The following is an 8,764-nucleotide window of genomic DNA, read 5'->3' on the forward strand; positions in this document are numbered from 1 at the left end:
CATTTGATCACGGTCGGCCAAGACAACTCAGTCAAATGTGGGAGCCGGGCTTGCCCGCGATGAGGCCCTACCGGCCAACCACTTGCCCGGATCCCTCCAACGCCCTCAGGGCCGCCTTGCGCTGATCCACCGGCAACCCGCCCAGCTTCTCCACCGCCGCAAAGAACTTCGACCAATCCCCGCCTTCCTGCCGGAACAACGCGACGAACGCCGGCACCCACTGGTCATACAGCCCAAACGGCAGCAACCTTGCGTTGTTCATCGGCAGGTTGACCCAGGCGTCATAACGCTTGTCGCCACCCCACTGGCTATCGCGCATGTGCCGGTAGTCACTGCGCAGGCGCTCGAATTCAGCGGCCTTGGCCTGGCGCATGGCATCTGCCGTCAGCGGCTGCGCATACAACTGCTCCAGGCGTTTGCGGGTATCGAGCACCAGCCGGGTGAACTGGTCGCGCTGTTTCAGCGCTGACTCGCTGGCAGGCGGCAAGCCTTGGGCTGCGCGCCATTGCCGGGTACCTTCCTGCTCGACGAAGGTGGCGTACGACTCGTTGAACTCGGTGTCGTCCTTCACATAAAACCGCTGGTGCGCCAGCTCATGAAAAATCAGCGTGGCCAGGCGCTCGTCCCCCCAGCTCATCATCGAACTCATGATCGGGTCGTTGAACCAGCCGAGGGTGGAATAGGCCTCCACGCCGCCAATCGACACATCCATCCCTTGCTGCTTCAACAAAGCCGCCTGGCCGCGTGCGGCGCCCTGGTTGTAGTAGCCGCGATAGGCCACGCAACCGGCAATCGGGAAGCAGTGGGTTTGCGGGGACAAGGAAAATTCAGGCGTGGCGAACACGTTCCAGACCACGTAAGGACGGCCGATATCGGCATACAGCCGGTAACTCTGGTTATCCGGCAGGTGCAGGTGTTCGCTGGCGAAGGTGCGGGCTTTCTGCGACTGCGCCAAGTGCTCGCGCAGCACCTGTGGCCGGGACGGGTCGGCGACGACCGCGGAGACCGGCTCCCGGGCACGCAGCAATTGCCATTGGCCGTCTGCCAGTTGGCTGTAATAACTGACGCTGGAACAGCCACTGAGCAACAGCAGCATCAAGCCGGGAAGCAAACGCCTGACCATTAAAACCTCTCGCCGGTAACCATCCCGCCAGACTATCTCGCCTGTGGGGAATTTTTCCATGGCGTGGCGTGTTTATACTCATAGGGAGCGTGCTGCCGAACGCAGCCGTTCAAAAAACTATTCCTACAGTTGAGTGCTTAACATGCGTCAGCTACTGCTTCCCGTCGCCGCGATTTTTCTCAGTGCCTGTGCGTCGACGCCACTACCGCCGGTTGATCCACTCCAAGCCTGGGTCGACTTCGCTACCCCGACACCCAGCGCCAAGCTGGTAATGGCGCAACGCCTGGACGGGAAAAACCTGAACGACGGGCGCTTCTTCCAAATGCCGCCTGGCAGCCATGAGCTGATGGTACGTTTTGATTTCGAGGTGCCTACCGGCGGCAGTTTCGGCGGGTTTGGCCAAACCACTGACCGTACCTGCTTCATGACCCTGCAATACGACCGTTTCGAGGCGGGCCAGCGCTATCGCCTGGAAGGGCGCTCACTGGGCTACAACCCTAATATCCGGCTGTACAACAAAGCGGGTCAATTGCTGGCCGAAGAACGTAGCGTCAACTGCATCTGATCAGTCGTTGTTCTTCTGGTAGACGATGGCTTTGGTGCCATTCTCACAGCTGCCGACAACCATGGCGCTGTCGTGCTTGTCAGCTTCTTCCTTGGTGACGATTTCGAGGGTGTAGGACGGAACGGCATTCGCCTGGATTTTGACCTCGATCTCCTTCCTGAGCTCTTCACAATCTTTTGGCGCCGCCAGCGCCGACGTGGCCAGTGCACAGCAGATAACCGCCAAGGCAATACGTTTCATGTGTGAAGCTCCCTGAATGCACGCGCACGGGTGTGCGCTGAGTCTGCAATCGGCTATTCGACCATACCTGAACGTGTAGGAGCGAGCTTGCTCGCGAAAAACGTCAACGATAACGCGTGCCGCCTGGAAGAGCGCGGCGCCTTTGAGCGCTTCGCGAGCAAGCTCGCTCCTACAAGGGTCGATCAATTAACGAGGGTGCCATCCAGGGTAATGGTTGCATTCAGTACCTTGGACACGGGGCATCCTTCCTTGGCCTTTTTGCTCAGCTCATCGAACTGCGCCTGGCTGGCGCCCGGGATCTTCGCCTTGAGGGTCAGGTGCACGGCAGTAATCGCAAAGCCACCGTCCACTTGGTCCAGGGTCACTTCGGCCTGGGTGTCGATGCTGTCGGCCTTGAGCCCGGCATCGCCGAGAATCATGGAAAACGCCATGGAGAAACAACCGGCATGGGCTGCGCCGATCAGTTCTTCAGGGTTGGTGCCCTTGCCACCTTCGAAACGGGCCTTGAAGCCGTAAGGCGCTTCACGCAGAACGCCGGTTTCGGTGGAAATGGAACCCAGGCCAGTCTTCAGGTCGCCTTCCCAATGCGCGGATGCTTTTTTAACAATACTCATAGCGGTCTCCTCGAACGGTGGTTTTGCGTCAGTAAGGGTTCTGAGGATAGACGCCACGGCAAAGTTCATCTTGTCGGAGAAACCTAGCGATTAAGTAGGAAATTTCACCATCGCTATTGAATCTCGGGTATATGCCCTCATTGCATAGGACATGCACATGAAGCGGCAGGTTTTGGTTCGTCTAAGAAGCCTGCGCCCCCATTGGAGAAGCAGGCTTATGAAATCGCTGTCCGACGTAAAGTTCTCGACCCTCGACCTCGTGCCCGTGCGCGCCAACGGCAGCCCGGCGCAGTCGCTGCGCAATTCCCTGGACCTGGCCCAGCATGTGGAAAAATTCGGCTACAACCGTTTCTGGGTCGCCGAACACCACAATATGGACGGCATCGCCAGCTCGGCGACCTCGGTATTGCTGGGTTACCTGGCCGGTGGCACCTCGACGATCCGTGTCGGTTCCGGTGGCGTGATGCTGCCCAACCACGCGCCGTTGGTGATCGCCGAGCAGTTCGGCACCCTGGAAAGCCTGTACCCGGGCCGCATCGACCTGGGCCTTGGCCGCGCACCGGGTTCCGACCAGATGACCGCCCGCGCGCTGCGCCGTGAACGCTCCGGCAGCGCCGATGATTTCCCGGAAGACGTGGCAGAACTGATGGCCTACCTTGGCCCGCGCACCCCGGACCAGCGCGTGATCGCCGTACCCGGCACGGGCACCAATGTGCCTGTGTGGCTGCTGGGCTCCAGCCTGTTCAGTGCGCAGCTGGCAGGCGAGCGCGGTTTGCCTTACGCCTTTGCCTCACATTTCGCACCGCGCCTGATGCATGAAGCGATTCGCGTCTATCGCAACCACTTCAAGCCTTCGGCCGTGCTGGACAAGCCCTATGTGATGCTCGGCATCCCGCTGGTGGCCGCCGACACCGATGAGCAAGCCGACTACCTGGCCACCTCGGTGTACCAGCGAATTCTCGCTTTGATGCGTGGGCAAAGCCTGGTGCAGCGCCCGCCGGTCAAGACCATGGACGGCCTGTGGCTGCCCCATGAGAAAGACGCGGTCGGCAGTTTCCTCGGCCTGGCCATGGTGGGCAGCCCGCAGAAGATCCGCGCCAAGCTGGAGGTGCTGGTGGAGCAGACCGGCGCTGATGAGCTGATCTTTACCTGTGACCTGTACGAACATGCCGACCGGATTCATTCCTACGAGCTGCTGGCGCAGGTCATGAAGGGCTGAATCCAGGAGTGTGGCGGGACGCAGAGCATCCCAGGCTTCATTCCCACGCGGAGCGAGGGATCGCAGGCATAAAAAAACCGACGCACTTGCGTCGGTTTTTTACGTCTGCAACACGGGATCACCCGCGCTTGTAGGCGATTTCCTTGGTACCGGCTTCACAGCTGCCGACAACCGTGTGGTCACTAGGTGCAGCACCTTTGTCCACGATTTCCAGGGAGTAGCCCGAAGCGCCTTTAGCGTCGATTTTCGCCGCAATCTCGCTTTTCAGCTCTTCACAAGGCTTGCCCGCCGCCAGGGCCGTGCCCGCAATGCTCAACAAACCTACCGCCAACAAAAAGTTCTTCATCCGTCACTTCCTTGGGTTGATCGAAAGGAAGCACGTCGCCGCTCGTCACGTCGACGTGCCTAAAGGTTGTAGCGGAGTTTATGGCAATCGGCCAGCGCGCAAGTTCAACCGGCTCAATCAACTACTGGCAATTCGGAACCCCACCTTGAGGGTCACCTGGAAATGCGCGGCCTTGCCGTCCTTGATATGACCGCGGGTTTCGGTCACTTCAAACCACTCCAAGTGCTTGATGCTCTTGCTGGCTTCAGCCAGGGCATTGTTGATGGCCTCCTCGATGCTGGTCGCGGAAGAGCCCACCAGTTCGACTTTCTTGTAGGTGTGATGATCACTCATAAGTTTTTCTCCTGGGGTCGTTAATCAAGACTAGCAGTGAATTCTCGTACTGCTTCTGGCGGCTATTGCGATGTGAAAGTTCAGATTTACTGCACTTTCTGAAACCGCCGCAGTCGGAAACAACACACGCCACTCAATCACTCCAGGAGAGCCCACATGGCCAACACCTCTTTACGCAAAGCGTCATTGGAAAGCATGGAAGCCGAGATTTCGAGCCTGCTCAAATCTTTGGAAAGCCTCAAGGACGATGCGTCTGACGAGTCGCGCAAAACCCTGAAGGCCCTGAAAAGCAATGCCGAGAACGCTCTCAAGCATTCCCGCCACCTGATCAGCGATGCCTACGAAGAAAGCAAAGTCAAAATCCGCGAAACCGGTGTTGCAACACGGGACTACGCGCAAGAGCATCCATGGACTACCGCCGGTGTCGCCGTCGGCGCGCTGGGTCTGCTGGCGGCTTACTTGCTGTGCAAACGCGGCGACTAAACGTCCTGGCGCGCAAGCTCAGCCTTGAGCCACTGCGCCAGTTGCCCGGCGCGCCCATCTGCGGCGCGCTTGGGTAGCCACAACGCCAGTTGCGCCGGGGTTTCACTGAAACCCCACGGCGCAACCAGGCGACCCGCTCGCAGGTCCTCTGCCACCAGCGGCTCAGGCGCAATTGCTACCCCCAGCCCGGCCACCGCCGCCTCCAGCAAATAATACAAATGCTCAAACCCCTGACCGTACTTCAACGCGCCAGTGTCGATCCCATGGTGCTGCGCCCAGCTGGGCCAGGCTTGCGGGCGTGAGGTAGTGTGCAACAGGGCCTCATTCAGCAGCGCCTCGGGAGGCGCCTGGCGCAATCGCTCGTAATGGGCAAAACGCGGGCTCATGACCGGGCCGATGCGTTCGCTGGACAATTCGTACACCTGCATATCCGCCGGCCATGGGGGTTCGGCGAACACCAGCAGCGCGTCCAGGCCGGGGCGGCGCGGGTCAAGATCGCCTTCACCCGCCGACAGATGCAGGCGCAAATCCGGCAACTCGGCGTTCAGGCGCCCCAGACGCGGAATAAACCAGCGCGCCAGCAGGCTGCCGGAGCAGCCGAGCACAAACGGCGCATCGGCACTGCTTTGCGTGAGCTCGGCGCAGGTGTCCCTCAGTCGCTCGAAGGCCTCGAAACTCGCATCCCGCAGACGAATGCCGGCATCTGTGAGTTTGAGGCCGCGCCCGTCCTTGGCGAACAGGCTTACACCAAGGTGTTCTTCCAACACCTTGAGCTGCCGACTGACCGCACCATGGGTCACGTGCAGTTGCTCAGCGGCCTGGCTAACGCTGTTCAGGCGCGCAGTCGCCTCAAAAGCGCGCAAGGCATTCAGCGGTGGGAGGACTCGGCTCATCTGTGAGTTTTCCTGACAGGTTGTGGCGATCTTATCGGTTTTCACGTGGAAGCGTCAGGGGTAGAGTGACCGTCATTGCCTCTTACACATTTTCTACCTGGAGCGTCCCATGACTCAGACCCAGACCGATTTACGCAACGGCCCGGATGCCAATGGCCTGTTTGGTTCGTTCGGCGGCCGCTACGTGGCGGAAACCCTGATGCCGTTGATCCTTGACCTGGCCCGCGAATACGAAGCGGCCAAGATCGATCCGGCCTTCAACGAAGAACTGGCCTACTTCCAGCGCGACTACGTCGGACGCCCAAGCCCGCTGTACTTCGCCGAGCGCCTGACCGAGTTCTGCGGTGGCGCCAAGATCTACCTCAAACGCGAAGAGCTGAACCACACCGGCGCCCACAAGATCAACAACTGCATCGGCCAGATCCTGCTGGCGCGGCGCATGGGTAAAAAACGCATCATCGCCGAGACCGGCGCCGGCATGCACGGTGTGGCCACCGCCACCGTCGCCGCGCGTTTTGGCCTGCAATGCGTGATCTACATGGGCACCACCGACATCGAGCGCCAACAGGCCAACGTATTTCGCATGAAGCTGCTGGGCGCTGAAGTGATCCCGGTAGTCGCCGGTACCGGCACCCTGAAAGACGCGATGAACGAAGCCCTGCGTGACTGGGTGACCAACGTCGACAGCACCTTCTACCTGATCGGCACCGTGGCCGGTCCGCACCCGTACCCAGCCATGGTTCGCGACTTCCAGGCCGTGATCGGCAAGGAAACCCGTACCCAGCTGCAGGCCCAGGAAGGCCGTCTGCCCGACAGCCTGGTGGCGTGCATCGGCGGCGGTTCCAATGCCATGGGCCTGTTCCACCCGTTCCTGGATGACACCAGCGTCGAGATCATCGGCGTTGAAGCGGCCGGCTACGGCATCGAGACCGGCAAACACGCGGCCAGCCTCAACGGCGGCGTACCGGGTGTGCTCCACGGCAACCGTACTTTCCTGTTGCAGGACGACGATGGCCAGATCATCGACGCCCACTCGATCTCCGCGGGCCTCGACTACCCGGGCATCGGCCCTGAACACGCCTGGTTGCACGACATCGGCCGCGTCCAGTACACCTCGGTGACCGACGACGAAGCCCTCGACGCCTTTCATAAATGCTGCCGCCTGGAAGGGATTATTCCTGCACTGGAAAGCGCCCACGCCTTGGCCGAAGTGTTCAAGCGCGCGCCGACCTTGCCGAAAGATCACCTGATGGTGGTCAACCTGTCCGGCCGTGGCGACAAAGACATGCAAACCGTGATGCACCACATGGAACAGTCCAAGCAGGAGAAACACTAAATGAGCCGCCTGCAAACACGTTTTGCGCAACTGAAAGAACAAAACCGCGCCGCCCTGGTGACCTTCGTCACCGCTGGCGACCCGGGGTATGACACCTCGCTGGCGATCCTCAAAGGGTTGCCGGCGGCCGGCGCCGATGTGATCGAACTGGGCATGCCGTTCACCGACCCGATGGCTGACGGCCCGGCCATTCAACTGGCGAACATCCGCGCGCTGACCGCCAAGCAGAACCTCACGAAAACCCTGCAAATGGTTCGCGAGTTCCGCGAGGGCAACAGCGACACGCCGCTGGTGCTGATGGGCTACTTCAACCCGATCCACATGTACGGCGTGCCACGCTTCATCAGCGATGCGAAAGAAGCCGGCGTCGACGGCCTGATCGTGGTCGACATGCCGCCGGAACATAACGGCGAGCTATGCGACCCGGCCCAGGCTGCCGGTATCGACTTTATCCGCCTGACCACACCGACCACCGACGACGCGCGCCTGCCGACCGTGCTCAACGGCAGCTCAGGGTTTGTGTACTACGTCTCGGTGGCCGGTGTGACCGGCGCCGGCGCCGCGACCCTGGAACACGTCGAAGAGGCCGTGACCCGTCTGCGTCGGCATACCGACCTGCCTATCAGCATCGGTTTCGGCATCCGCACCCCGGAGCAGGCCGCTGCAATCGCCCGCCTGGCAGACGGTGTGGTGGTGGGGTCGGCACTGATCGACCACATCGCCAACGCCAGCAATGATCAACAGGCCATCGACGGTGTATTGACCCTGTGCTCGGCGCTGTCGGAAGGTGTACGCAACGCCCGTAAGTAAGCGGCTCGTAAGCGGTAGGTAAAGTTCCTGATACAGAGGAATCATGCTGGCAAATCAGCACCTAAGCTAACAAGACCAAGGGATTTCGAACCCGGTTCGAAATCCCTTTTTTGTTCGTGCAGTACTGAGGAAACAGCCCCATGAAAATCCCCAAACGTTTGATTGCAGGTGTAGGCGTGCTGGTGCTTGGCGCCAGCGCCCTGGTCCAAGCTGCGCCCTATGATCAGGGTGGCGGACCTGACCGTGGTGGCCCACAGGGCCAGCACGATCAACGTGGCGATGACCATCGCGGGCCGCAGGACAACCACCGTGGCGGGCCGCCTCAGGACTTTGGTCCTGTGAGACAGGTCATCCGCGACAACCATGGCGACTTCCGCCGTGGCGCGCCGCCGCCTCCCGGCATCCACCTGGTGCGCGGCCAGCGCCTGCCGCCAAACTACTATGGTGAGCGTCTGGACCCACGGGCGCTGGGCCATCTGCCGCAATACCCTGGTTATGAATGGCGCCGTTCGGGTGGGGACATCGTATTGATCGCCGTTGGCACCAGCATCGTCTATCAGATTCTGGATGGCGCGCTGTACTAGAGCCGCACTGCTTTTGTGGTGAGGGAGCTTGCTGTGGCGGGGGGGGGGGGGGGGGGGGGGGGGGGGGGGGGGGGGGGGGGGGGGGGGGGGGGGGGGGGGGGGGGGGGGGGGGGGGGGGGGGGGGCGGGGGGGGGGGGGGGGGGGGGGGGGGGGGGGGGGGGGGGGGGGGGGGGGGGGGGGGGGGGGGGGGCCGGGGGGGGGGGGGCGCCCCCGCGCGC

Annotated in this window: 12 protein-coding genes; 6 read left to right on the forward strand and 6 right to left on the reverse strand. The window is 61.5% G+C overall.

Annotation, left to right across the window (positions count from 1 at the left end):
- Positions 1-67: 67 nt before the first annotated feature.
- On the reverse strand, positions 68-1,123 hold the full coding sequence (locus ACIOMR_RS19270) for an aminopeptidase (protein WP_401195816.1): 1,056 nt from the start codon (positions 1,121-1,123) through the stop codon (positions 68-70).
- Between the two features lie 142 nt (positions 1,124-1,265).
- On the opposite strand from ACIOMR_RS19270, the gene ACIOMR_RS19275 reads away from it, so the two are divergent.
- Complete coding sequence (locus ACIOMR_RS19275; RefSeq protein ID WP_401195819.1) at positions 1,266-1,688, forward strand: hypothetical protein; 423 nt, start codon at positions 1,266-1,268, stop codon at positions 1,686-1,688.
- Here ACIOMR_RS19275 and ACIOMR_RS19280 read toward each other — a convergent pair whose 3' ends face one another.
- Together ACIOMR_RS19280 and ACIOMR_RS19285 are read right to left on the reverse strand one after the other, a co-directional pair.
- The gene (locus ACIOMR_RS19280; protein ID WP_003214887.1) at positions 1,689-1,928 is read right to left on the reverse strand and encodes a DUF1161 domain-containing protein; all 240 of its coding nucleotides are present in this window, start codon (positions 1,926-1,928) and stop codon (positions 1,689-1,691) included.
- Positions 1,929-2,110: 182 nt separating this feature from the next.
- On the reverse strand, positions 2,111-2,542 hold the full coding sequence (locus ACIOMR_RS19285; protein ID WP_003214889.1) for an OsmC family protein: 432 nt from the start codon (positions 2,540-2,542) through the stop codon (positions 2,111-2,113).
- Positions 2,543-2,759: 217 nt separating this feature from the next.
- On the opposite strand from ACIOMR_RS19285, the gene ACIOMR_RS19290 reads away from it, so the two are divergent.
- Positions 2,760-3,761 carry an LLM class flavin-dependent oxidoreductase gene (locus ACIOMR_RS19290; RefSeq protein ID WP_087694564.1) on the forward strand — a complete coding sequence of 334 codons (1,002 nt, stop codon included), beginning with the start codon at positions 2,760-2,762 and terminating at the stop codon, positions 3,759-3,761.
- A gap of 118 nt (positions 3,762-3,879) precedes the next feature.
- Here the strand turns inward: ACIOMR_RS19290 and ACIOMR_RS19295 are convergent, their stop codons facing one another.
- Both ACIOMR_RS19295 and ACIOMR_RS19300 read right to left on the reverse strand, forming a co-directional pair.
- Entirely contained in the window at positions 3,880-4,107 is a 228-nt protein-coding gene (locus tag ACIOMR_RS19295; RefSeq protein WP_003214893.1) for a DUF1161 domain-containing protein, read from the reverse strand.
- Positions 4,108-4,224: 117 nt separating this feature from the next.
- Positions 4,225-4,440 (reverse strand): dodecin, encoded by a 216-nt coding sequence (locus tag ACIOMR_RS19300; RefSeq protein ID WP_008439585.1) that lies wholly within the window; start codon positions 4,438-4,440, stop codon positions 4,225-4,227.
- Between the two features lie 156 nt (positions 4,441-4,596).
- Here ACIOMR_RS19300 and ACIOMR_RS19305 point away from each other — a divergent pair, with 156 nt between their 5' ends.
- Positions 4,597-4,923, forward strand: coding sequence for a YqjD family protein (locus ACIOMR_RS19305; RefSeq protein ID WP_003170746.1), 327 nt, complete (start codon positions 4,597-4,599; stop codon positions 4,921-4,923).
- Here ACIOMR_RS19305 and ACIOMR_RS19310 read toward each other — a convergent pair.
- Entirely contained in the window at positions 4,920-5,816 is an 897-nt protein-coding gene (locus tag ACIOMR_RS19310; RefSeq protein ID WP_401195825.1) for a LysR family transcriptional regulator, read from the reverse strand. The genes ACIOMR_RS19305 and ACIOMR_RS19310 overlap by 4 nt on opposite strands.
- Positions 5,817-5,925: 109 nt before the next feature.
- On the opposite strand from ACIOMR_RS19310, the gene trpB reads away from it, so the two are divergent.
- The 3 genes from trpB to ACIOMR_RS19325 all read left to right on the forward strand — a co-directional run bounded on the left by trpB (position 5,926) and on the right by ACIOMR_RS19325 (position 8,546).
- Positions 5,926-7,152, forward strand: a complete 1,227-nt coding sequence (trpB, locus tag ACIOMR_RS19315) for a tryptophan synthase subunit beta (protein ID WP_003214899.1) — start codon at positions 5,926-5,928, stop codon at positions 7,150-7,152.
- Positions 7,153-7,962, forward strand: coding sequence for a tryptophan synthase subunit alpha (trpA, locus tag ACIOMR_RS19320; protein ID WP_003214901.1), 810 nt, complete (start codon positions 7,153-7,155; stop codon positions 7,960-7,962).
- Between the two features lie 140 nt (positions 7,963-8,102).
- Positions 8,103-8,546 carry an anti-virulence regulator CigR family protein gene (locus ACIOMR_RS19325; RefSeq protein ID WP_003214903.1) on the forward strand — a complete coding sequence of 148 codons (444 nt, stop codon included), beginning with the start codon at positions 8,103-8,105 and terminating at the stop codon, positions 8,544-8,546.
- Positions 8,547-8,764: the final 218 nt, after the last annotated feature.

Source organism: Pseudomonas sp. NPDC087814 (assembly GCF_044742865.1).
Lineage (GTDB): Bacteria > Pseudomonadota > Gammaproteobacteria > Pseudomonadales > Pseudomonadaceae > Aquipseudomonas.

Bases quoted from the DNA above. Each gene is read 5' to 3' on its own strand.
- ACIOMR_RS19270 (WP_401195816.1), bottom strand. From the start codon at position 1,123: ATGGTCAGGCGTTTGCTTCCCGGCTTGATGCTGCTGTTGCTCAGTGGC.
- ACIOMR_RS19275 (WP_401195819.1), top strand. From the start codon at position 1,266: ATGCGTCAGCTACTGCTTCCCGTCGCCGCGATTTTTCTCAGTGCCTGT.
- ACIOMR_RS19280 (WP_003214887.1), bottom strand. From the start codon at position 1,928: ATGAAACGTATTGCCTTGGCGGTTATCTGCTGTGCACTGGCCACGTCG.
- ACIOMR_RS19285 (WP_003214889.1), bottom strand. From the start codon at position 2,542: ATGAGTATTGTTAAAAAAGCATCCGCGCATTGGGAAGGCGACCTGAAG.
- ACIOMR_RS19290 (WP_087694564.1), top strand. From the start codon at position 2,760: ATGAAATCGCTGTCCGACGTAAAGTTCTCGACCCTCGACCTCGTGCCC.
- ACIOMR_RS19295 (WP_003214893.1), bottom strand. From the start codon at position 4,107: ATGAAGAACTTTTTGTTGGCGGTAGGTTTGTTGAGCATTGCGGGCACG.
- ACIOMR_RS19300 (WP_008439585.1), bottom strand. From the start codon at position 4,440: ATGAGTGATCATCACACCTACAAGAAAGTCGAACTGGTGGGCTCTTCC.
- ACIOMR_RS19305 (WP_003170746.1), top strand. From the start codon at position 4,597: ATGGCCAACACCTCTTTACGCAAAGCGTCATTGGAAAGCATGGAAGCC.
- ACIOMR_RS19310 (WP_401195825.1), bottom strand. From the start codon at position 5,816: ATGAGCCGAGTCCTCCCACCGCTGAATGCCTTGCGCGCTTTTGAGGCG.
- trpB (WP_003214899.1), top strand. From the start codon at position 5,926: ATGACTCAGACCCAGACCGATTTACGCAACGGCCCGGATGCCAATGGC.
- trpA (WP_003214901.1), top strand. From the start codon at position 7,153: ATGAGCCGCCTGCAAACACGTTTTGCGCAACTGAAAGAACAAAACCGC.
- ACIOMR_RS19325 (WP_003214903.1), top strand. From the start codon at position 8,103: ATGAAAATCCCCAAACGTTTGATTGCAGGTGTAGGCGTGCTGGTGCTT.